This window comes from Bacillus sp. FSL W8-0920 (assembly GCF_038593215.1).
GTDB lineage: Bacteria > Bacillota > Bacilli > Bacillales > Bacillaceae > Bacillus > Bacillus pumilus.
In genome coordinates this window covers 1,902,981-1,927,083 of record NZ_CP151974.1, presented here as the reverse complement: position 1 = coordinate 1,927,083, position 24,103 = coordinate 1,902,981, and the positions used below count along the sequence as shown (strand labels likewise).

Genomic DNA, 24,103 nt, shown 5'->3' with positions numbered 1-24,103 from the left:
CACAAATGAAATGTCTTGTTTTAATGAATTATTTATATTGTTCAATTTTAGAAAAGAAATCCTTCACAAACACATAAAAATCATGAGCAGAAGGAGACATTTCTCGTGATTTAGAAGCAATAATTCCAACCGTTCTTCTCACTTGCGGAAAATCGATCGGAATTTTCACTGTAAAGCGCGGTGTGGTTTCATAAAAGGCGCTTTCGGGTAATAAGGTAACGCCCATACCCGCTGATACGAGACCTTTAATGGCGTCTAAATCTTCTCCTTCTGATGAAATGGTTGGCTCATAACCTGCCTGCTTACAAGCATCAACCGCAATTTGTCTCAGGACATATCCTTCCGGAAATAACACGAAATGATCTTTTCTTAAATCACTTAAATGAATACTCCTTTGTCCGCTAAAGGGGTGGCTGACAGGCAGCAAGGCATAAATGCTTTCTGAAAACAAAATATGTCCTTCTATTTGAGGATCGTTTGTCGGTACGGGTCCTAAAAAGGCGAGATCAATATCTCGATTTTTTACAGCTTCAATGAGAAATTTATAGGATCCTTGACGAAGTAAAAAATCGACCTCTGGGTATTCCTGTTTAAAGGCGGAAATGACAGAAGGTAGCACTTGGCTTGCTAGGCTAGTAGGAAAGCCGATATTGACGGTTCCTTTGTGTGGATCTAAATATTCATCAATTTGCTCTTTCGCATAATCAATGGCTTTTAGAGCCGTTCTGACATGATCTAAAAATTGTCTGCCGATCTTCGTTAATTTGATATTTCGTCCTTCTCGTTCGAATAAGGCCACTCCAAGCTCTTCTTCTAAATTCGCAATCTGCCGGCTGATCGCAGATTGGGCAACATGTAAGTTTTCAGCCGCTTCTGACACGTGTTCACGGTCTGCGACTTCTACAAAATAACGTAACTGACGAAGCTCCATTTTTACACTTCACACCCATCTATCTCAAAAAGAGATTGTTTTCATCTAAATTATATATTGTTTATATTAATTTGAAAACTTAAAATAAGTTACAGAGTTTGTGAGATTTTATTACTGTGAAAAAACGGATCTTTTAAACGGGGGAGAGAAACGATGACTTATAATCAACTACCACAACCACAAGGTCTCTACCGTCCTGAATTTGAACATGATGCATGTGGGATCGGACTGTACGCTCATTTAAAAGGGGAAGCGACACACAGCATCGTCAAAAAGGGATTACAAATGCTGTGCCAGCTTGATCACCGCGGCGGGCAAGGCAGTGATCCGTATACAGGTGATGGTGCCGGCTTAATGGTACAACTACCAGACGCTTTCTTTAGAAAAAGCTGCAAAGACTTTGCACTTCCTGAAAAGGGCCGTTACGGGGTAGGAATGGTCTTCTTTTCAAAAGAGGATGACGAGAAAACGCGCCAAGCCATCGAGCAAAAAATCAACGGGTTCATTAAACAAGAAGGTCAAACATTAATTGGCTGGAGAACAGTTCCTATTGATGCCGGGAAAATTGGTACTGTCGCAGCGAAGAGCTGTCCGGTTGTGAGGCAAGTCTTTATCGGGGCAAATGACAAGATCATAGATCGTTTGTCATTTGAAAGAAAATTATATGTCATTCGTAAGCAGGCTGAGAACTGGGGGACAGCAGAGGAAAAGCAATTTTACTTTGTCAGCCTGTCGAGTCAAACCATTGTATACAAGGGGCTTTTAACATCAGATCAAGTCGATGCTTTTTATCTTGATCTTCAGGATGAAACATTTGTTTCTGCATTTTCACTTGTTCATTCACGATTTAGTACAAATACATTTCCTACATGGGAAAGAGCCCATCCAAACCGCTATTTGATTCACAACGGTGAAATCAACACATTAAGAGGAAACATCAATTGGATGAGAGCAAGAGAACAACAATTCGTATCTGAAGCTTTCGGAGACGATTTAGACAAGATTTTGCCAGTGCTGAATGCAGACGGAAGTGATTCATCCATTCTAGACAATGCCTTTGAATTCTTTGTGCTTGCAGGCCGAACACCTGCTCATACAGCGATGATGCTGATTCCAGAGCCATGGACTGAAAACACGCACATGTCGAAAGAAAAACGGGCATTTTATGAATACCATAGTTCTCTTATGGAGCCGTGGGATGGGCCAACAGCTATTTCCTTTACTGATGGTAAACAAATCGGAGCCATCTTAGACCGAAATGGATTAAGACCGGCAAGATACTATGTTACAAATGATGATCATATCATTTTCTCTTCTGAGGTCGGTGTGATCGACACAAATGAAGAGGATGTGAAGTATAAAGATCGTCTTGAGCCAGGTAAAATGCTCTTAATTGATTTAGAAGAAGGGCGAATTATTTCTGACGAAGAAGTGAAATCGACGATTGCGAATGAACTTCCTTATCAAAAATGGCTTGATGAAGAAATGGTGCACGTCAATCGCTCGGAAGAAAATTCAGAAAATTCTAGTATAATGGATGATTTATTGACGCGCCAGCGTGCCTTCCATTATACGTACGAGGACATTCAAAAGTATTTAATTCCTTTACTAGAAGAAGGCAAGGACCCAATCGGTTCAATGGGAAGCGACACTCCGCTTGCTGTGTTATCAGATCGTGCGCAGTCTCTGTTTTCTTACTTCAAGCAGCTGTTTGCACAAGTGACGAACCCGCCGATTGACGCCATTCGTGAGCAGCTTGTGACATCTACGATGACGTGGTTAGGTGCTGAAGGAGATATTTTACATCCGAATGAATATTCATGCCGACGAATTAAACTGTATACACCCGTCTTAACAAGCGGGCAGTTTAACGGTTTGAGAACAATTGTTCATAATGCCTTTAAAAGTAAAACGATTCATACTCTTTTTACCGATGATTTAAAGCGCGGGCTGGATGCGATGTTTGAAGAGGCGGAAAAAGCGATCCGCGAAGGTGTATCTTTATTAATTCTTTCCGATCGTGAAATGACGGAAGAAAAAGTGCCGATTCCACCACTTCTAGCGCTAAGTGCACTGCATCAGCATCTTGTGCGTCAAGGCTTACGGACAAAGGTGAGTCTGATCGTTGAATCTGGAGAAGTCAGAGAGGTTCATCATTTTGCCGCACTGATTGGCTACGGAGCAGATGCGATCCATCCTTATCTTGTGTATGAAACGTACAAACAGCTGATTGCAGAAGAAGCGATCTCTTTCAGCTTTGATGAAGCAGTCACAAAGTTTGGTAAAAGCGTAACCGAAGGTGTCGTCAAAGTCATGTCTAAAGTGGGTATCTCCACTGTGCAAAGCTATAGAGGAGCCCAAATCTTTGAAGCCGTTGGTATTAGTGAAGACGTCATTCAGGCGTATTTCACGGGAACAGCTTCTCAGCTTGGCGGGATTGACCTTGAGACCATTGCACATGAAGCAAAACTTCGTCATGAAGCAGGGTATCAGGCAGCGACTGACCAAACACTCGAATCAGGAAGTGACTTCCAGTGGAGAAAAAATGGTGAGCACCATGCCTTTAATCCAAAAACGATCCATACGCTTCAGTGGGCATGTCGCAATGAAGATTACGATCTATTTAAGCAATATACAAAGGCAGCGGACGAAGAAAGAATCGGTTTCCTTCGAAATTTATTTGCTTTCCAGCCAAAACAAAAACCAGTTCGTTTGGAAGACGTTGAATCTGCTGAATCCATCGTGCGCCGATTCAAGACAGGCGCCATGTCATTTGGATCTTTAAGTAAAGAAGCGCACGAAGCACTTGCGATTGCCATGAACCGAATTGGCGGTAAAAGTAACAGCGGAGAAGGCGGAGAAGATCCTGCACGCTTTACAGTTGATGAACGCGGCGATGATCGCAGAAGTGCGATTAAACAAATTGCTTCTGGCCGCTTTGGCGTAAAGAGTCATTATTTGGTCAATGCAGATGAACTGCAAATTAAAATGGCACAAGGGGCAAAGCCTGGAGAAGGCGGACAGCTGCCAGGAAATAAAGTATACCCTTGGGTCGCCGATGTACGCGGCTCTACACCAGGCGTCGGATTGATTTCACCACCGCCGCATCATGATATTTATTCCATCGAGGATTTAGCGCAGCTGATCCATGATTTGAAAAACGCGAACCGTGATGCCCGCATCAGCGTCAAGCTTGTGTCTAAAGCAGGCGTTGGTACGATTGCAGCAGGTGTTGCAAAAGGAACGGCGGATGTCATTGTGATCAGTGGATACGATGGCGGCACAGGAGCTTCGCCGAAAACGAGTATTAAACACACAGGACTTCCTTGGGAGCTCGGTTTGGCAGAGGCGCATCAAACCCTTGTGTTAAACGGCCTTCGCGAGAGAGTCGTTCTTGAAACGGACGGAAAGTTAATGACTGGTCGCGACGTTGTCATGGCTGCGATACTAGGAGCAGAAGAATATGGCTTTGCGACAGCTCCACTTGTCGTATTGGGCTGCGTGATGATGAGAGCATGTCATTTAGATACTTGCCCAGTCGGCGTCGCTACACAGAATCCAGAGCTTCGAAAAAAATTCATGGGGAACCCTGACCATATTGTGAATTTCATGATGTTTATTGCAGAGGAAGTAAGAGAAATCTTAGCGGAGCTCGGCTTTACATCAATGGATGAATTAATTGGACGCACGGATGTTCTAGGAGTTAGCGAACGAGCAAAAGCTCACTGGAAAGCAGGCCAGCTAGACCTTGAAACACTGCTTTATCAGCCAGAAGGAGCTCGTACATTCAGAACACCGCAAAATCATAAAATTGATGAATCACTGGATATGAATGAAATCCTCCCTTATGTACAGGAAGCGTTGAATCATCAAACACCGGTTGATCTATCATTGAATATTCGCAATATCAATCGTGTGGCCGGAACCATTACTGGAAGTGAAGTGTCTAAACGCTACGGGGAAGAAGGCTTGCCAGAGGATACGATCACACTAAGGTTCACTGGTTCCGCAGGACAAAGCTTCGGCGCATTTGTGCCAAAGGGCATGTCTCTCTATTTAACAGGTGATTCAAATGACTATATCGGCAAAGGACTCTCTGGAGGCAAAATTGCGGTCAAAACATCTGATCACTTTGTACAAAATGGACATGAAAACGTCATTGTTGGAAACGTCGCATTCTACGGAGCGACAAGTGGAAAAGCCTATATTAACGGGCGTGCAGGTGAGCGCTTTGCCGTTCGTAATTCAGGCGTGCAGGTGGTTGTTGAAGGAATCGGTGATCACGGCTGTGAATACATGACTGGCGGACGTGTCGTCATTTTAGGAGACGTCGGAAAGAACTTCGGCGCAGGAATGTCTGGCGGCGTAGCTTATGTCCATACATCCGATGCGAAACAGTTCAAAAGAATGTGCAACATGGAAATGATCATGTTTGAAAAACTCACAGATCACGATGAAGAGCAAGAAGTGAAACAGCTGATTCAAGAGCACCTTCACTATACAAACAGCGCAAAAGCTTCGGCACTTTTAGAAAACTGGGCGCAAGAAAAGGATCAATTCATCAAGGTCATTCCGAGAAATTACAAAATGATGCTTCAAAGCATTGAAGAACAAAAACAAGCGGGCCTTAGTCATGAGGAAGCGGTCATGTATGCCTTTGAAGCAAACACAAAACCGAAAAATCAAGAAACGGCAAACGGGCAAAAAGCAGCCCTCGCTCATTAAGAAAGGGGAGAGGACAATGGGCAAAGCAACAGGTTTTATGGATTATAAAAGAGAAAAGCCAAATGAACGTGACCCTCTCACTCGTCAAAATGACTGGAAAGAATATTCAGCTCCTTATACAGATGACGTATTGAAGAAGCAGGGCGCTAGATGTATGGATTGCGGCACACCGTTTTGTCAAATTGGGATGGAGATCAAAGGCGGCGTGTCAGGCTGCCCGATCTACAATTTAATTCCAGAATGGAACGACCTTGTGTATCGAGGCAGATGGAAAGAAGCGCTCGAAAGACTGCAAAAAACAAATAATTTCCCTGAATTTACTGGGAGAGTGTGTCCAGCGCCTTGCGAAGGGTCATGTACAGTCGCCATCAATGATCCAGCTGTTTCGATTAAAAATATCGAACGCACCATCATTGATAAAGGCTTTGAAAATGGATGGATCACACCGAGAATTCCTTCAAGCCGTACAGGCAAGAAGATTGCCATTGTCGGCTCAGGACCAGCAGGACTTGCAAGTGCTGATCAATTAAACCAAGCAGGCCACGCCGTCACAGTGTTCGAACGGTCTGATCGCCTTGGCGGACTGCTGACATACGGCATTCCAAACATGAAGCTGGACAAAGAAGTAGTGGAACGAAGAGTCAAACTGCTAAGACAAGAAGGCATTGATTTTGTAACGAACACAGAAATTGGCGTCGATGTCACTGCCGATGAACTGAAAGAGCAGTTTGATGCGGTCATCCTTTGTACAGGTGCACAAAAGCAGCGTGACCTGTTGATTGAAGGCCGGGAAGCTAAAGGGATTCACCTAGCGATGGATTATTTGACCCTCGCAACAAAAAGCATGCTGGATTCAGGATTTAAAGACAAAAACTTCATTGATGCAAAAGGAAAAGACGTGATTGTCATTGGCGGGGGAGATACAGGTGCAGATTGCGTTGCAACTGCACTTCGCCAAAAAGCAAAAAGTGTTGTTCAGTTCGGGAAGCATCCGAAGCTCCCAGATACACGTGTAGGGGATAACATGTGGCCTGAACAGCCTTACGTCTTCTCACTCGATTATGCTTATGAAGAAGCACAAGCAAAATTCGGGGAAGATCCGCGTCAATATTCCATTCAAACCACAAAAATTGTGGCAGACAAAAATGGGAAATTAAAAGAGCTTCATACGATTCAAATGGAAAAGGTGAAAAACGAACAAGGGAAGTTTGAATTTCATGAGATTCCAGGGACAGAAAAGGTATGGCCGGCTCAGCTAGTCTTTATTGCAATTGGTTTTGAGGGAACTGAACAGCCACTCGTGAAACACTTTGGCGTGGACAGCAAAAACAATCGCATTGACGCAACGTATGGGGAGTATACAACAAATGTAGAAGGCGTATTTGCAGCGGGAGATGCAAGACGCGGGCAAAGCTTGATTGTCTGGGCAATTAATGAAGGCAGACAAGTGGCGCACGAGGTAGACCGTTATTTAATGGGGAGTTCGGTTCTGCCAAAATAGGTCAAACAAAGGGTGTTTACACATATAAAGAAAAGCCATGACCGAAGAGTGGTCATGGCTTTTTATGAATCAGATATTTTGATTTACTATCACTTTTTTCCGCTCTAGGCAGTGAGCTGATTTGAAAAGCCATCTTTCATGAGGTGACATTCAAGCACCAGATCATGGATGCGTCAAAGTATATGACTCATTGCTTGAGGTAGACGACGTTTTACTTTGTAAACGGTTTAGATCCTTCCTTTCATGTGCATGCTGTAGGTAAATGCACTTTGAAAGGAAGGTATGTTTGTGCCATTTTTTAATATTTTCATTGAACTGTTTATCGGATTTTTTGCCTTATTTTCTATAATAAAATTATTAGGGAAAACACAATTTGCACAAATCACGCCGTTTGATTTTATTTCTGCACTGATTTTAGGCGAAATGGTCGGAAACGCCATTTTCGACCCAGAAGTCAAGATTCAGCACATTTTGTTTGCTGTTGCGGTATGGGGCGTTCTTCTCTATACAGTTGAATGGTTTTCACAGCGCTTTAAAGGTATTCGAGCCTTTTTAGAAGGAAGACCGACACTTGTCATTGATCAAGGGAAGATTCACTACAAACGTTTAAAGAAAAATATGCTGGATCTCAATCAGCTACAAACACTGATTCGCGCGAAGGGTCATTTTGCTTTGAATGAAATTGAATATGCCATTTTGGAAACAGACGGCTCGGTAAGCGTTCTTCCGAAAATGAAATACGCAACAGCCACCGCAGAAGATGTGAACGTGAAGGGAAAAGAAGTCAAATTACCTAGAACTTTTATTATTGACGGTGAAATTTTAAAAAAAGATTTACAAGAAGCTGGCTTTGATGAAACATGGCTGAGTGAGCAATTAAAAAAGCAACACATTTCTTCCTATCGAGACGTTCTATTTTGTGAATGGATTGAAAATGAAGGCATTTATGCAATGAAATATGAAAAGTCTAAAAAACATCCATAACATCTATAAGTGGGTGTTTTTTTGTGCGTGTCATGAATAGGATCAAAAAGAATGTTTGATTGAAAACGTTCACAAAGAGGAGGAGATGTACGATGAAGTATGGAAAGGTATGGCTTGTAGTCGTCTTGTTTTTATTACTATTGAACTCAGCTTCACTTCAAGCAGCCGGACATCAGAATCAAACAAATCGCGTCCTTGTGGTCGATCAAAAGGGAAATGGCTCGTTTCGAACCGTTCAATCTGCCATTGATGCGATTCCAGTGAACAATCAACAGCGCGTAACGATCTATATTAAAAATGGTGTGTATAAAGAAAAAATCCTGCTTCCGCAAAATAAACCTTACGTGTCCTTTATCGGGGAAGACCAATACAAGACGATTCTGACGTATCATGATACAAATGCAAGCACTGGTAGCACAACAAATAGCTCAAGCACAATGATTCGTGCGAACGACTTTTACGCAGAAAATATCACCTTTCAAAATACGGCCGGCAGACATGCTGGTCAGGCGGTTGCACTATACGTGTCCGGTGACCGGGCTGCGTTCAAACAAATACGGGTCTTAGGCTATCAAGATACGCTTTATGCAACAGGTACAGGCCGGCAATATTATGAAAACTGCTATATCGAAGGCACGGTCGATTTTATTTTTGGATCAGCCACAGCCGTGTTTAAAAGAGCTGAAATAAAAAGTCTTGGAAATGGGTATATTACTGCAGCATCCACAACAGAAGCGCAAAAGTATGGATATGTATTCATCGATTCTACGCTCAAAAAGGGGACGGCTGCTGCTCAATCGGTATATTTAGGACGTCCGTGGCGGCCTCATTCTGCTGTGACATTCCTCTATACAAATATGGATGATCATATTAAGGCAGAGGGTTGGCATAACTGGGATAACCGTGATAACGAAAGAACAGCAAGATATAAAGAATATGGATCGACAGGAGCAGGAAGCAACGCAGCAACCCGCGTAAAATGGTCCAGTATTTTATCGAAAAACGAAGCAAGTCAAATCACAGTGCAAGCTGTTCTTAGCGGAACCGATGGCTGGAATCCAGAAAAAAGGTAAAGAGCTTGTCAGTTTTCGTCAAAGAAAGCTGACTTTTCTGTTTAAAAAACCTTTGAGAACAAACGTTCTTTTGTGTATAATGAACATATTCTTCTAAAATTGGCTGCGACTAAAAAGGAGGGATTGTATGAAGCGTTTTTCACAGATCTTGTTTTTACACATATGTATCCTGTCGATTTTATTTCTCCCTTTTTCAGCAAAAGATGATCAACTGACAGCTCGTGACGACTCACTGCCGTGGGTGACAGCTTTAGATGAATTTATACGAACAGCACCTGATTTAGAGGGCGCGATCTCTGGCATCAGCGTCCGCGATACTTCTGACTCCTCTCTTCTTTATGAACATCAAGCCGATATTCGTCTTACTCCTGCTTCTAATATGAAACTGCTCACATCAGCCATCGCCCTTGATATACTAGGAGAAACACACACATTCCCGACAGACATCTGGATAGATGGTTCTATTCAAAAGAAAACGTTACATGGCAACCTGTATCTACGCGGTACCGGGGATCCGACTTTATTAGAAGAGGATTTTGCAGCACTTGCCAAACAAGTGAAAAAGGCCGGAATACATACAATTCGCGGACAGCTTGCGGCAGACGATACATGGTATGATGACACAAGATATTCGATTGATTTACCTTGGAGTGATGAGGATCAATATTACGGTGCACAAATCTCTGCTCTCACGGCTTCACCGAATCAAGATTATGATGCAGGAACCGTGATTCTCGAAGTAAAGCCAGGCAAAAAAGCTGGGCAAAAAGCAACCTATGACATGGATCCGAAGACTTCTGTCCCTCAAGTCATCAATCAAGTAAAAACCGTGCTAGAAGAAGGGAAAAAGAAGATTTCTTTTAAGCGCTCTCACGGCACCAACAAAATCACTTTGACTGGCACCATTCCGGTGAAAGCGAGTGTATCTAGACAATGGGTAGCATTATGGGAGCCATCCTCTTATGCGTTAGATTTAATGAAACGAGCGTTAAAGGCGGAAGGGATTCACGTAAAAGGACCGCTTAAAATAAAACAAGTTCCTAAAAAAGCCAAGAAAATTGCCACCCATTCATCGATGCCTTTATCAGAGCTCCTTGTTCCCATGATGAAACTCAGCAACAATACCCATGCAGAAATGTTGCTGAAGGAACTTGGAAAACAAGTGAAAAGCAAAGGGAGCTTTGAAGATGGACTGGATGTGATGAATGAACGGCTTCCTGCATTCGGCATCGATCCATCTCTTGCAGTGCTGCGAGATGGGTCAGGCATCTCACCTATTAACCTTGTTTCTGCCAACCAGTTCACGTTATTTCTAACAAACATTCAAAAGGAAAAATGGTTTAAGACCTATGAACATGCGCTTCCGTTAGCAGGGGCAAGTGACCGAATGGTGGGAGGGACGTTAAGGAACAGATTAAAAGAACCTGCTACACTAGAAAAAGTACGTGCAAAAACAGGTTCATTAACTACGGTCAGTACACTTTCTGGATATATTGACACAAAGAGTGGAAAGACGGTCGCTTTTTCCATTTTGTTAAATCATCTTGTTGATGACGAAAAAGGGAAAGAGATAGAAGACCACATTGTCAGCATTTTAGCTGAGAATCTTTAGATAGAGAAGGAGAACCATCATGACGTTAGATAACAATCAATCTTTAGTAAAAACCATGTCCATTTTTCTCGTCCCGCTTTTGCTTAGCAATATTTTGCAATCAATCGGACAGCTTGTATCCATTGTCCTTGTCGGCAGATGGATTGGAGAGGATGCAGTAGCTGCCATTTCTGCATTCTTTCCGCTTTTCTTTTTACTCGTTTCTTTTTCCATCGGAATTGGATCGGGAAGTTCAATCCTTATTGGACAAGCGTATGGAGCAAAAAATGAACAAAGATTAAAAGAAATTATTGGCACAACGCTTTCATTTACTTTTTTAATCGGACTTTCTTTAGCAATCATTGGAGGTTTTTTTGCAACAGATATCTTAAATCTCATGGGAACACCTGCGAATATCGTGGAGGAAAGTGCGGCTTATGCCAGAATTCTATTCATCTCAATGCCGATCTTATTTCTTTATTTTGTTTACACGACTTTCCTGCGAGGGACAGGGGATTCAAAAACGCCTTTTTATTTCTTAATGATTAGTACGGCAACGAATATTTTGATGCTGCCGATTTTATTATTTGGCTGGCTGGGACTGCCGGCATTTGGTTTATACGGTGCTGCGTATGCTTCTGTGATTTCAACCATTGTGACGTTTATTATTCTACATATCTACTTATATAAAACAAAACACCCGCTTCGCATCGATGCATCGGTTAGAAAACATTTATTGATGAAAGGGGATCTACTAAAAACATTATTAAAGCTCAGCATTCCATCGAGCATTAATATGATCCTTATTTCTTTATCAGAAATTGCTGTTATTTCCTTTGTCAATGATTATGGATCACAGGCGACTGCTGCCTATGGTGTTGTCAATCAAGTTGTGAGCTATGTGCAGATGCCGGCAGTAAGTCTTGGCATCGCGGTCTCGATCTTTGCAGCACAATTCATCGGCGCAGGGAATATCAACCGATTGAAAGATGTGATAAAAATCGGGTTAGGGCTCAATTTTGCCATAGGCGGATTCATTATTATCATTGTTTATCTCTTCGCACCGCAGATTTTATCTATCTTTTTAACAGATTCTAAGACGATTGACATTGCCTATAGCTTAGTCGTCATTACATTATGGAGCTATCTTATTTTTGGAACAGCCCAAATTGTTGCAGCCACGATGAGAGCAAGCGGAACAGTGCTATGGCCAACGATCTTTAGTATTTGTTCCATTTGGCTTGTAGAAGTACCAGTCGCTTATGTGCTATCGCACTACACAACCCTTGGCATCAAGGGCATCTGGATTGGCTATCCTGCGGCTTTTTTCGTGAACTTACTCCTTCAATACGGCTACTATCAGCTCGTATGGAAGAAAAAACAGATTGTAGCGCTAGTGCAGTCATAATGTAAAAGTGTGAAGCAGCATATACATACGAAGATCTATCACTTTTCAGGAGGTCTGATCTTCTATGTATTTGAATCAAAGAAATGAACTGAGCGCGTACAATATCGGTGATTTTTCTTATGCCGGACCAGATTTCCAAGTGCTGACGTGGGGGGAAGGAACAACATTAAACATTGGAAAGTTTTGTTCCATCGCAAACGAAGTCAAAATTTTCCTTGGCGGTGAACACCGTACAGATTGGGCCACAACGTATCCGTTTAATCAAATTTTCAAGGAAGCTTCTCACATTAAAGGACATCCAAAGTCAAAAGGAGATGTCCACATAGGACACGACGTCTGGATTGGTTATGGAGCAACAATCATGTCAGGAGTATGTATAGGGAACGGAGCAGTGATTGGTGCAAATAGTGTCATCACAAAAGATGTGCCTCCATATGCGATTGCCGCAGGAAATCCGCAGCAGCTCATGAAATACCGGTTTTCATCTGAAATCATCGAAAAACTTCAGTTATTAGAATGGTGGAATTTAGAGTTTACCGTCATCCAATCTATTTTTCACCTCTTACAATCTGATGATATTGAACAATGTATAAATGTCATAGAAGACATAAAAAAGAAAGGCTGAAAAAGCCTTTCTCATGCTGTCGAGAAAATCTCGACAGCTTTATTTTTTTCTTAGATATTTTCCATCTCTTTCCTTGAGAGCTGTACAAGATCGAAAAATCATCAAAAAGTGATCTCCAGACATGTATGGGAGAGGAACACAAGAAAAGATCAGACAAAATCGTCTGTCTGCCTCTGGAAAAGAGCTATATAAAAAAAGAAAAGAAAAATAGAGCGAAGCCTTGCAGATTCAAAACAACTGCATGGGCTTCGCTATTGCCGGTTGAGAGGAAAACAAAACGTGTGTGGGATGCCTTTTTTATTCAACCTAACGATTGTAGAAAAACATGAGTTTCTCTACAATCTGAAGGCTAAAGTAGCCCTTCTTTTTTTCGTTAACTGAGTCTTATGATTGTTAGGGATGCCCCGGTTGCACCTCCACCAATTAAAATAGCTGTTACAACTGCCCCAAACAATTGCAATGATATCGTATTTCCAGCAGTTAAATTCACAATCAATGTGTTACTGATAAATGTGGTTGAGACCACCGGTGATTGAATAGAACCTGGGATGACAGTGGCTCCATTAAGAAGTAGCCGTGCACTAACTAAAAGTGCAACTGTTGTATTAATTTGGTATGTGATATAGTATTTACCTGTTTGTTGTACAGTAAAAGTATCATTTGAACCATTCGGTGCAAATCCATTGATATTTTGATTACTTGGTAAAGCAATGTTCGTACCACCAAGAACAGTAATGATTGTAGGCCCCGTTGTATTTCCGGCATAAAGAGCCGTTTGAGTTGGACCAGTAGGCCCAGTGGCTCCAGTAGGACCGGTATCTCCGGTTGCACCAGTAGCTCCAGTAGGACCGGTAACTCCGGTTGCACCAGTAACTCCAGTAGGACCGGTATCTCCGGTGGCCCCAGTAGCCCCAGTAGCCCCAGTAGGACCGGTATCTCCGGTGGCCCCAGTAGCTCCAGTAGAGCCGGTAACTCCGGTTGCCCCAGTGGCTCCAGTAGGACCGGTATCTCCGGTTGCACCTGTTGGTCCAATAGGACCGGTAACTCCGGTGGCCCCAGTAGCTCCAGTAGAGCCGGTATCTCCGGTTGCACCTGTTGGTCCAATAGGACCGGTACCTCCGGTTGCCCCAGTAGCTCCAGTAGAGCCGGTAACTCCGGTTGCACCTGTTGGTCCAGTAGGACCGGTAACTCCGGTTGCCCCAGTAGGACCGGTATCTCCAGTTACACCAGTAACTCCAGTAGGACCGGTATCTCCGGTTGCACCAGTAACTCCAGTAGGACCGGTATCTCCGGTTGCACCTGTTGGTCCAGTAGAGCCGGTAACTCCGGTTGCACCAGTAACTCCAGTAGGGCCGGTACCTCCAGTTACACCAGTAACTCCAGTAGAACCGGTAACTCCGGTGGCCCCAGTAGCTCCAGTAGAACCGGTATCTCCGGTTGCCCCAGTAGCTCCAGTAGAGCCGGTAACTCCGGTTACACCAGTAGGACCAGTAGGGCCGGTACCTCCAGTTACACCAGTAACTCCAGTAGAACCGGTATCTCCGGTGGCCCCAGTAACTCCAGTAGAACCGGTAACTCCGGTGGCCCCAGTAGCTCCAGTAGAACCGGTAACTCCGGTTGCCCCAGTAGCTCCAGTAGAGCCGGTATCTCCGGTTGCACCTGTTGGTCCAGTAGGACCGGTAACTCCAGTTACACCAGTAACTCCAGTAGGACCGGTAACTCCAGTTACACCAGTAACTCCAGTAGAACCGGTATCTCCGGTGGCCCCAGTAGCTCCAGTAGAGCCGGTATCTCCGGTGGCCCCAGTAGCTCCAGTAGAGCCGGTAACTCCGGTGGCCCCAGTAGCTCCAGTAGAGCCGGTAACTCCGGTTGCACCTGTTGGTCCAGTAGGACCGGTAACTCCGGTGGCCCCAGTAGCTCCAGTAGAGCCGGTAACTCCGGTTGCCCCAGTAGGACCGGTATCTCCAGTTACACCAGTAACTCCAGTAGGACCGGTAACTCCGGTTGCCCCAGTAGGACCGGTATCTCCAGTTACACCAGTAACTCCAGTAGGACCGGTAACTCCGGTTGCCCCAGTAGCTCCAGTAGAGCCGGTACCTCCGGTTGCACCTGTTGGTCCAGTAGAGCCGGTATCTCCGGTTGCACCAGTAACTCCAGTAGGGCCGGTATCTCCAGTTACACCAGTAACTCCAGTAGAACCGGTAACTCCGGTTGCCCCAGTGGCTCCAGTAGGACCGGTACCTCCGGTTGCCCCAGTAGCTCCAGTAGAGCCGGTAACTCCGGTTACACCAGTAACTCCAGTAGGGCCGGTATCTCCAGTTACACCAGTAACTCCAGTAGAACCGGTATCTCCGGTTGCCCCAGTAGCTCCAGTAGAACCGGTATCTCCGGTTGCCCCAGTAGCTCCAGTAGAGCCGGTATCTCCGGTTACACCAGTAGGACCAGTAGGGCCGGTACCTCCAGTTACACCAGTAACTCCAGTAGAACCGGTAACTCCGGTTGCCCCAGTAGCTCCAGTAGAACCGGTATCTCCGGTTGCCCCAGTAGCTCCAGTAGAGCCGGTAACTCCGGTGGCCCCAGTAGCTCCAGTAGAGCCGGTAACTCCGGTGGCCCCAGTGGCTCCAGTAGGACCGGTACCTCCGGTTGCACCAGTAACTCCAGTAGGACCGGTACCTCCGGTTGCACCAGTAACTCCAGTAGGGCCGGTATCTCCAGTTACACCAGTAACTCCAGTAGAACCGGTAACTCCGGTTGCACCAGTGGCTCCAGTAGGCCCGGTATCTCCGGTGGCTCCCGTTGAGCCAGTAGAGCCGGTATCTCCGGTGGCCCCAGTGGCTCCAGTAGGACCGGTAACTCCGGTTGCACCTGTTGGTCCAATAGGACCGGTAACTCCGGTTGCACCTGTAGAGCCGGTAACTCCGGTTGCACCTGTTGGTCCAGTAGAGCCGGTAACTCCGGTTGCACCTGTAGGACCGGTATCTCCAGTTACACCAGTAACTCCAGTAGGACCGGTAACTCCGGTTGCACCTGTAGGACCGGTATCTCCAGTTACACCAGTAACTCCAGTAGGACCGGTAACTCCGGTTGCACCTGTTGGTCCAGTTACACCAGTAACTCCAGTAGAACCGGTAACTCCGGTTGCACCAGTGTCTCCAGTAGGACCGGTATCTCCGGTGGCCCCAGTAGCTCCAGTAGAGCCGGTACCTCCAGTTACACCAGTAACTCCAGTAGAACCGGTATCTCCGGTGGCTCCAGTAGAACCGGTAACTCCGGTTGCACCTGTTGGTCCAGTAGGACCGGTACCTCCGGTGGCCCCAGTGGCCCCAGTAAGGCCGGTAACTCCGGTTGCACCTGTAGGACCGGTATCTCCAGTTACACCAGTAACTCCAGTAGAACCGGTAACTCCGGTTGCACCAGTGTCTCCAGTAGGACCGGTATCTCCGGTGGCCCCAGTAGCTCCAGTAGAGCCGGTATCTCCGGTTACACCAGTAGGACCAGTAGGGCCGGTAACTCCGGTTGCACCAGTGTCTCCAGTAGGACCGGTATCTCCGGTGGCTCCAGTAGAACCGGTAACTCCGGTTGCACCTGTTGGTCCAGTAGGACCGGTAACTCCGGTTGCCCCAGTGGCCCCAGTAAGGCCGGTAACTCCGGTTGCACCTGTTGGTCCAGTTACACCAGTAACTCCAGTAGAACCGGTATCTCCGGTGGCTCCAGTAGAGCCGGTAACTCCGGTCGCACCAGTGTCTCCAGTAGGACCGGTACCTCCGGTTGCACCTGTTGGTCCAGTAGGACCGGTATCTCCGGTGGCCCCAGTAGCTCCAGTAGAGCCGGTAACTCCGGTTGCACCTGTTGGTCCAGTAGAGCCGGTACCTCCGGTGGCCCCAGTAGCTCCAGTAGAGCCGGTACCTCCGGTTGCACCAGTAACTCCAGTAGGGCCGGTATCTCCAGTTACACCAGTAACTCCAGTAGGACCGGTATCTCCGGTGGCTCCCGTATCACCAGTTGATCCTGCTGCAGCCAGTAATGTGTAGTCTGGGGAAGTATCTGGTGTACCTGTCGGTGGTGCAGTATTTACTACATACGTACTGCCATTAAAGGTCACTACTTGCCCTACTTGGTAAGTAGGGCTGATTACCGGATCAAACGCTTCAATACCTGTTAACCCTGCACCAGTATCTCCGGTTGGACCAGTGGCACCAGTAGGGCCAGTATCACCAGTGGCACCAGTAACTCCGGTCGGACCAGTGGCTCCAGTAGGACCGGTATCTCCGGTTGCACCAGTAGGACCTCTTTTTACAATTTTATTATTTGTTTTTTTCCGTCCTTTTGCTTTAGCACAAGTGCTGTGATGTTTAACAACTTTGTTCTTTTTACATTCTCGTTTAAGAAGAGGGCAGTCATCAAATAGAGGTCTATCGTGACGAGATTTTCTGTAATGAGGTTGCCAATCATGCTTTTTTCCGCAAAAGGGACATTTGTTGTCGTACTGATTATACAAATTCCCCATCTCCTACAAGTTAATATTTTATTCTATGTGGAAATTTAAAAAGCGAAATTAAGTTAAATGATATTTTTATTTCGAAGTTCATCGAATCAAATTATTTAAAAGTTAAATTGTTTTATGTAAATTTATCCTCTGTGACAGAAGGAGGCACTATTAAGGAATCTTTTGAACATAGTATAGATTTAGCAAAAAAGGCGGAGAAGTGGGGTTATCATAGATACTGGCTGGCGGAACACCATAATATGGAAGGTGTTGCTTTCTCTATTATAAAATGGGGGAATGGAAACTTTAAGGAAAAAAATAAAGCTGTCTAGATTTTTTCGACAGCCTTAACGCATAAAGGCCAAAGCCTTTATGCGTTTTGTTTATACATATCTTACAGCATTTGCAGCTCGAGTATCTGTGTTAACTGTTGTTATATTTGACTGTGCTGTAATAATGATATTAACAGTATATACATTATTACCCGTACTAGTTACAGTATCAACGAAAGTGGTGGAAACTACAAAGCTTTGTGCCCCTGCGCCTGATCCTGATCTAAAGAAAGGAACTTCTGTTAACAATGTTCCGTTTCTCCTTAATCGAGTATTTCCACTTATACTATAATTCGCTGTAGTGTTAGCTGTAATATTTGCTGATAGGTCAATCTTTACTCTTTGACCACTTGTTACAGGAACTGTAAGAGTGAGTACTGTTATTTCTGAATTCAACGGAGGAAATACTTGCTGCTGTGTTGCTGTTTGGTCAAAGAAAATTTGTGAGGTTGGTCCAGTATCTCCGGTTGGACCGGTCGCTCCGGTGGCACCAGTGACTCCCGTTGGACCGGTAGCTCCGGTTACACCTGTTGGTCCAGTAGCTCCAGTAGCTCCGGTCGCACCAGTAGCTCCAGTAAGGCCGGTCGCACCAGTTGCACCAGTAGCTCCAGTAGGGCCGGTCGCTCCGGTCGCACCAGTAGCTCCAGTAAGGCCGGTCGCACCAGTTGCACCAGTAGCTCCAGTTGCACCAGTAGCTCCAGTAGGGCCGGTCGCTCCAGTTGCACCAGTTGGACCAGTATCACCAGTAACTCCGGTCGCACCAGTGGCACCAGTAGGTCCAGTAACTCCGGTTGGACCAGTGGCACCAGTAGGTCCAGTAACTCCGGTTGGACCAGTGTCTCCAGTAGGTCCAGTAACTCCGGTTGGACCAGTGGCACCAGTAGGTCCAGTAACTCCGGTTGGACCAGTGTCTCCAGTAGGTCCAGTATCTCCGGTTGGACCAGTGTCTCCAGTAGGACCGGTAGCTCCGGTTACACCTGTTGGTCCAGTTGGACCAGTATCTCCGGTTGGACCAGTATCACCAGTGGCACCAGTAACTCCGGTTGGACCAGTAGGGCCGGTAGCTCCAGTTGCACCAGTGGCACCAGTAGGGCCAGTATCTCCGGTTGGACCAGTTACACCAGTATCACCAGTTGCACCAGTGTCTCCAGTAGATCCGGTATCTCCAGTTACACCTGTTGGTCCAGTATCACCAGTAACTCCGGTCGGACCAGTGGCTCCAGTAGGACCGGTATCTCCGGTTGGACCAGTGGCACCAGTAGGTCCAGTATCTCCGGTTGGACCAGTGGCACCAGTAGGACCGGTAGCTCCGGTTACACCAGTTGGTCCAGTTGGACCAGTATCTCCGGTTGGACCAGTGTCTCCAGTAGGTCCAGTATCTCCGGTTGGACCAGTGTCTCCAGTAGGACCGGTAGCTCCGGTTACACCTGTTGATCCAGTTGGACCAGTATCTCCGGTTGGACCAGTATCACCAGTGGCACCAGTAACTCCAGTAGGTCCGGTAGCTCCAGTTACACCTGTTGGTCCAGTATCACCAGTTGATCCTGCTGCAGCCAGTAATGTGTAGTCTGGGGAAGTATCTGGTGTACCTGTCGGTGGTGCAGTATTTACTACATACGTACTGCCATTAAAGGTCACTACTTGCCCTACTTGGTAAGTAGGGCTGATTACCGAATCAAACGCTTCAATACCTGTTAACCCTGCACCAGTAGCTCCCGTTGGACCGGTATCTCCGGTTGGACCAGTATCACCAGTGGCACCAGTGGCACCAGTAACTCCGGTTGGACCAGTGTCTCCAGTAGGTCCAGTATCTCCGGTTGGACCAGTGGCTCCAGTAGGTCCAGTAACTCCGGTTGGACCAGTAGGGCCGGTAGCTCCAGTTGCACCAGTTGCACCAGTAGGACCGGTATCTCCGGTTACACCTGTTGGTCCAGTTGGACCAGTATCTCCGGTTGGACCAGTGTCTCCAGTAGGACCGGTATCTCCGGTTGGACCAGTGTCTCCAGTAGGGCCAGTATCTCCGGTTGGACCAGTGTCTCCAGTAGGGCCAGTAACTCCGGTCGCACCAGTGGCTCCAGTAGGACCGGTAGCTCCGGTTACACCTGTTGGTCCAGTTGGACCAGTATCTCCGGTTGGACCAGTATCACCAGTGGCACCAGTAACTCCAGTAGGTCCGGTAGCTCCAGTTGCACCAGTGGCACCAGTAGGACCGGTATCTCCGGTTACACCTGTTGGTCCAGTTGGACCAGTATCTCCGGTTGGACCAGTATCACCAGTGGCACCAGTAACTCCAGTAGGTCCGGTAGCTCCAGTTGCACCAGTTGCACCAGTAGGACCGGTATCTCCGGTTACACCTGTTGGTCCAGTTGGACCAGTATCTCCGGTTGGACCAGTGTCTCCAGTAGGACCGGTATCTCCGGTTGGACCAGTGTCTCCAGTAGGGCCAGTATCTCCGGTTGGACCAGTGTCTCCAGTAGGGCCAGTAACTCCGGTCGCACCAGTGGCTCCAGTAGGACCGGTAGCTCCGGTTACACCTGTTGGTCCAGTTGGACCAGTATCTCCGGTTGGACCAGTATCACCAGTGGCACCAGTAACTCCAGTAGGTCCGGTAGCTCCAGTTACACCTGTTGGTCCAGTATCACCAGTTGATCCTGCTGCAGCCAGTAATGTGTAGTCTGGGGAAGTATCTGGTGTACCTGTCGGTGGTGCAGTATTTACTACATACGTACTGCCATTAAAGGTCACTACTTGCCCTACTTGGTAAGTAGGGCTGATTACCGGATCAAACGCTTCAATACCTGTTAACCCTGCACCAGTAGCTCCCGTTGGACCGGTATCTCCGGTTGGACCAGTGGCACCAGTGGCACCAGTAGGTCCGGTCGCACCAGTGGCTCCAGTAACTCCGGTTGGACCAGTGTCTCCAGTAGGTCCAGTATCTCCGGTTGGACCAGTGTCTCCAGTAGGTCCAGTAACTCCGGTTGGACCAGTAACTCCGGTCGCACCAGTGTCTCCAGTAGGACCGGTAGCTCCGGTTACACCAGTAACTCCGGTTGGACCAGTAGGGCCGGTAGCTCCAGTTGCACCAGTTGCACCAGTATCTCCGGTTGGACCAGTATCACCAGTGGCACCAGTAACTCCGGTCGCACCAGTGGCTCCAGTAGGTCCGGTATCTCCGGTTACACCAGTAACTCCAGTTGGACCAGTAACTCCGGTTGGACCAGTGGCTCCAGTAGGTCCAGTATCTCCGGTTGGACCAGTGGCTCCAGTAGGACCGGTAGCTCCGGTTGGACCAGTGGCTCCAGTAGGTCCAGTAACTCCGGTTGGACCAGTGGCACCAGTAGGTCCAGTATCTCCGGTTGGACCAGTGGCTCCAGTAGGTCCGGTATCTCCGGTTGGACCAGTGTCTCCAGTAGGGCCAGTATCTCCGGTTGGACCAGTGTCTCCAGTAGGGCCAGTAACTCCGGTCGCACCAGTGGCTCCAGTTGGACCGGTAGCTCCGGTTACACCTGTTGGTCCAGTTGGACCAGTATCACCAGTGGCACCAGTAACTCCGGTCGCACCAGTGTCTCCAGTAGGACCGGTAGCTCCGGTTACACCTGTTGGTCCAGTTGGACCAGTATCTCCGGTTGGACCAGTGTCTCCAGTAGGACCGGTATCTCCGGTTGGACCAGTGTCTCCAGTAGGGCCAGTATCTCCGGTTGGACCAGTGTCTCCAGTAGGGCCAGTAACTCCGGTCGCACCAGTGGCTCCAGTAGGACCGGTAGCTCCGGTTACACCTGTTGGTCCAGTTGGACCAGTATCTCCGGTTGGACCAGTATCACCAGTGGCACCAGTAACTCCAGTAGGTCCGGTAGCTCCAGTTGCACCAGTGGCACCAGTAGGACCGGTATCTCCGGTTACACCTGTTGGTCCAGTTGGACCAGTATCTCCGGTTGGACCAGTATCACCAGTGGCACCAGTAACTCCAGTAGGTCCGGTAGCTCCAGTTACACCTGTTGGTCCAGTATCACCAGTTGATCCTGCTGCAGCCAGTAATGTGTAGTCTGGGGAAGTATCTGGTGTACCTGTCGGTGGTGCAGTATTTACTACATACGTACTGCCATTAAAGGTCACTACTTGCCCTACTTGGTAAGTAGGGCTGATTACCGAATCAAACGCTTCAATACCTGTTAACCCTGCACCAGTAGCTCCCGTTGGACCGGTATCTCCGGTTGGACCAGTATCACCAGTGGCACCAGTGGCACCAGTAACTCCGGTTGGACCAGTGTCTCCAGTAGGTCCAGTATCTCCGGTTGGACCAGTGGCTCCAGTAGGTCCAGTAACTCCGGTTGGACCAGTAGGGCCGGTAGCTCCAGTTGCACCAGTTGCACCAGTAGGACCGGTATCTCCGGTTACACCTGTTGGTCCAGTTGGACCAGTATCTCCGGTTGGACCAGTGTCTCCAGTAGGACCGGTATCTCCGGTTGGACCAGTGTCTCCAGTAGGGCCAGTATCTCCGGTTGGACCAGTGTCTCCAGTAGGGCCAGTAACTCCGGTCGCACCAGTGGCTCCAGTAGGACCGGTAGCTCCGGTTACACCTGTTGGTCCAGTTGGACCAGTATCTCCGGTTGGACCAGTATCACCAGTGGCACCAGTAACTCCAGTAGGTCCGGTAGCTCCAGTTGCACCAGTTGCACCAGTAGGACCGGTATCTCCGGTTACACCTGTTGGTCCAGTTGGACCAGTATCTCCGGTTGGACCAGTGTCTCCAGTAGGACCGGTATCTCCGGTTGGACCAGTGTCTCCAGTAGGTCCAGTATCTCCGGTTGGACCAGTGGCACCAGTAGGTCCGGTAGCTCCAGTTACACCTGTTGGTCCAGTATCACCAGTTGATCCTGCTGCAGCCAGTAATGTGTAGTCTGGGGAAGTATCTGGTGTACCTGTCGGTGGTGCAGTATTTACTACATACGTACTGCCATTAAAGGTCACTACTTGCCCTACTTGGTAAGTAGGGCTGATTACCGGATCAAACGCTTCAATACCTGTTAACCCTGCACCAGTAGCTCCCGTTGGACCGGTAGCTCCGGTTGGACCAGTGGCACCAGTAGGTCCGGTCGCACCAGTGGCTCCAGTAACTCCGGTTGGACCAGTAGGGCCGGTAGCTCCAGTCGCACCAGTGTCTCCAGTAGGACCGGTAGCTCCGGTTGGACCAGTGTCTCCAGTAGGACCGGTAGCTCCGGTTGGACCAGTGTCTCCAGTAGGTCCAGTATCTCCGGTTGGACCAGTGTCTCCAGTAGGTCCAGTAACTCCGGTTGGACCAGTATCACCAGTGGCACCAGTAACTCCGGTCGCACCAGTGTCTCCAGTAGGTCCGGTATCACCAGTGGCTCCAGTAACTCCGGTTGGACCAGTAGGGCCGGTAGCTCCAGTTGCACCAGTAGGGCCGGTAGCTCCAGTTGCACCAGTAGGGCCAGTATCTCCGGTTGGACCAGTTACACCAGTATCACCAGTGGCACCAGTAGGACCGGTATCTCCGGTAGCTCCAGTGGCTCCAGTAGGACCGGTATCTCCGGTTACACCTGTTGGTCCAGTAGGACCAGTAGCTCCGGTTACACCAGTGGCACCAGTAGGGCCGGTATCTCCGGTTACACCAGTTGGTCCTGTTGGTCCAGTAACTCCGGTTGGACCAGTGGCACCAGTAGGTCCAGTAACTCCGGTTGGACCAGTGTCTCCAGTAGGTCCGGTATCTCCAGTCGCACCAGTGTCTCCAGTTGGACCGGTATCTCCGGTTGGACCAGTGGCACCAGTAGGTCCAGTAACTCCGGTTGGACCAGTGGCACCAGTAGGTCCAGTAACTCCGGTCGCACCAGTGTCTCCAGTTGGACCGGTATCTCCGGTTACACCAGTTGGTCCAGTAGGGCCGGTAGCTCCGGTTACACCAGTTGGTCCTGTTGGTCCAGTAACTCCGGTTGGACCAGTGGCACCAGTAGGTCCAGTAACTCCGGTTGGACCGGTATCACCAGTGGCACCAGTAACTCCGGTCGGACCAGTGTCTCCAGTTGGTCCGGTATCTCCAGTTACACCAGTAACTCCAGTTGGACCAGTATTTCCGGTGGCTCCCGTTGCACCGGTTGCCCCAGTAGCGCCAGCAGGTCCGGTGGGTCCTATAGGCCCAGCGGGACCTCTTCGTCCAACCCTTTGAATTGGTTTTGATTGTTTTTCTCCTTTTGCACTGTGACAGAGAGGATTTCCTTGAGGTCTATTTTGTTTCGAAAGTTCTTGTTTGATAAATGGACAGTCTCTTCTTTGAGAACGGTCATGACGTGATCTTTTGTAATGAGGCTGTTCATGATATTTACCGCAAAAGGGACATTTGTGATCGAATTGATTGTACAAATTGCCCATCTCCTAAAATTGATATTTCATTCTATGTGCAAATTTTTAAATTGGAAGTAAAACCTAGAAAAT

10 protein-coding genes and 2 pseudogenes are annotated in these 24,103 nt (G+C 47.5%); 9 read left to right on the top strand and 3 right to left on the bottom strand.

The genetic code is table 11. The annotated features are described in order from the left end of the window. Nucleotides 1-28: 28 nt before the first annotated feature. A complete protein-coding gene (locus tag NSS78_RS09520; protein WP_050943953.1) occupies nucleotides 29-931 on the bottom strand; it encodes a LysR family transcriptional regulator in 903 nt (300 codons plus the stop codon). A 153-nt stretch (nucleotides 932-1,084) separates the two neighbouring features. Between NSS78_RS09520 and gltB the strand changes: the two genes are divergently transcribed. The 8 genes and pseudogenes from gltB to NSS78_RS09480 form a co-directional block, all read left to right on the top strand. Beyond that, the gene (gltB, locus tag NSS78_RS09515) at nucleotides 1,085-5,656 is read left to right on the top strand and encodes a glutamate synthase large subunit (RefSeq protein WP_137055116.1); all 4,572 of its coding nucleotides are present in this window, start codon (nucleotides 1,085-1,087) and stop codon (nucleotides 5,654-5,656) included. A 16-nt stretch (nucleotides 5,657-5,672) separates the two neighbouring features. Next, nucleotides 5,673-7,157, top strand: coding sequence for a glutamate synthase small subunit (gene gltD / locus NSS78_RS09510; RefSeq protein WP_106032542.1), 1,485 nt, complete (start codon nucleotides 5,673-5,675; stop codon nucleotides 7,155-7,157). 282 nt (nucleotides 7,158-7,439) lie between these two features. Then, nucleotides 7,440-8,141, top strand: coding sequence for a DUF421 domain-containing protein (locus NSS78_RS09505; protein ID WP_212046017.1), 702 nt, complete (start codon nucleotides 7,440-7,442; stop codon nucleotides 8,139-8,141). A gap of 92 nt (nucleotides 8,142-8,233) precedes the next feature. Further along, the gene (locus tag NSS78_RS09500) at nucleotides 8,234-9,214 is read left to right on the top strand and encodes a pectinesterase family protein (protein ID WP_106035439.1); all 981 of its coding nucleotides are present in this window, start codon (nucleotides 8,234-8,236) and stop codon (nucleotides 9,212-9,214) included. A gap of 127 nt (nucleotides 9,215-9,341) precedes the next feature. Continuing rightward, nucleotides 9,342-10,826, top strand: coding sequence for a D-alanyl-D-alanine carboxypeptidase/D-alanyl-D-alanine-endopeptidase (gene dacB / locus NSS78_RS09495; protein WP_212046018.1), 1,485 nt, complete (start codon nucleotides 9,342-9,344; stop codon nucleotides 10,824-10,826). Between the two features lie 19 nt (nucleotides 10,827-10,845). Beyond that, complete coding sequence (locus NSS78_RS09490) at nucleotides 10,846-12,213, top strand: MATE family efflux transporter (RefSeq protein WP_003215779.1); 1,368 nt, start codon at nucleotides 10,846-10,848, stop codon at nucleotides 12,211-12,213. Between the two features lie 64 nt (nucleotides 12,214-12,277). Then, nucleotides 12,278-12,838, top strand: coding sequence for a CatB-related O-acetyltransferase (locus NSS78_RS09485; RefSeq protein WP_050943960.1), 561 nt, complete (start codon nucleotides 12,278-12,280; stop codon nucleotides 12,836-12,838). A gap of 81 nt (nucleotides 12,839-12,919) precedes the next feature. Further along, nucleotides 12,920-13,108: pseudogene (locus tag NSS78_RS09480) on the top strand (transposase); the annotation flags it as partial. Between the two features lie 103 nt (nucleotides 13,109-13,211). On the opposite strand, the gene NSS78_RS09475 reads toward NSS78_RS09480, so the two are convergent. Then, the gene (locus NSS78_RS09475; RefSeq protein WP_342468117.1) at nucleotides 13,212-17,345 is read right to left on the bottom strand and encodes a collagen-like protein; all 4,134 of its coding nucleotides are present in this window, start codon (nucleotides 17,343-17,345) and stop codon (nucleotides 13,212-13,214) included. An 80-nt stretch (nucleotides 17,346-17,425) separates the two neighbouring features. Here NSS78_RS09475 and NSS78_RS09470 point away from each other — a divergent pair. Then, nucleotides 17,426-17,605, top strand: a pseudogene (locus NSS78_RS09470) (LLM class flavin-dependent oxidoreductase); the annotation flags it as partial. A 102-nt stretch (nucleotides 17,606-17,707) separates the two neighbouring features. On the opposite strand, the gene NSS78_RS09465 reads toward NSS78_RS09470, so the two are convergent. Then, a complete protein-coding gene (locus NSS78_RS09465) occupies nucleotides 17,708-24,040 on the bottom strand; it encodes a hypothetical protein (protein ID WP_342468371.1) in 6,333 nt (2,110 codons plus the stop codon). Nucleotides 24,041-24,103: the final 63 nt, after the last annotated feature.

Excerpts from the sequence above, each read along its gene's own strand:
- NSS78_RS09520 (WP_050943953.1), bottom strand. The coding sequence starts at position 931 with ATGGAGCTTCGTCAGTTACGTTATTTTGTAGAAGTCGCAGACCGTGAA.
- gltB (WP_137055116.1), top strand. The coding sequence starts at position 1,085 with ATGACTTATAATCAACTACCACAACCACAAGGTCTCTACCGTCCTGAA.
- gltD (WP_106032542.1), top strand. The coding sequence starts at position 5,673 with ATGGGCAAAGCAACAGGTTTTATGGATTATAAAAGAGAAAAGCCAAAT.
- NSS78_RS09505 (WP_212046017.1), top strand. The coding sequence starts at position 7,440 with ATGTTTGTGCCATTTTTTAATATTTTCATTGAACTGTTTATCGGATTT.
- NSS78_RS09500 (WP_106035439.1), top strand. The coding sequence starts at position 8,234 with ATGAAGTATGGAAAGGTATGGCTTGTAGTCGTCTTGTTTTTATTACTA.
- dacB (WP_212046018.1), top strand. The coding sequence starts at position 9,342 with ATGAAGCGTTTTTCACAGATCTTGTTTTTACACATATGTATCCTGTCG.
- NSS78_RS09490 (WP_003215779.1), top strand. The coding sequence starts at position 10,846 with ATGACGTTAGATAACAATCAATCTTTAGTAAAAACCATGTCCATTTTT.
- NSS78_RS09485 (WP_050943960.1), top strand. The coding sequence starts at position 12,278 with ATGTATTTGAATCAAAGAAATGAACTGAGCGCGTACAATATCGGTGAT.
- NSS78_RS09475 (WP_342468117.1), bottom strand. The coding sequence starts at position 17,345 with ATGGGGAATTTGTATAATCAGTACGACAACAAATGTCCCTTTTGCGGA.
- NSS78_RS09465 (WP_342468371.1), bottom strand. The coding sequence starts at position 24,040 with ATGGGCAATTTGTACAATCAATTCGATCACAAATGTCCCTTTTGCGGT.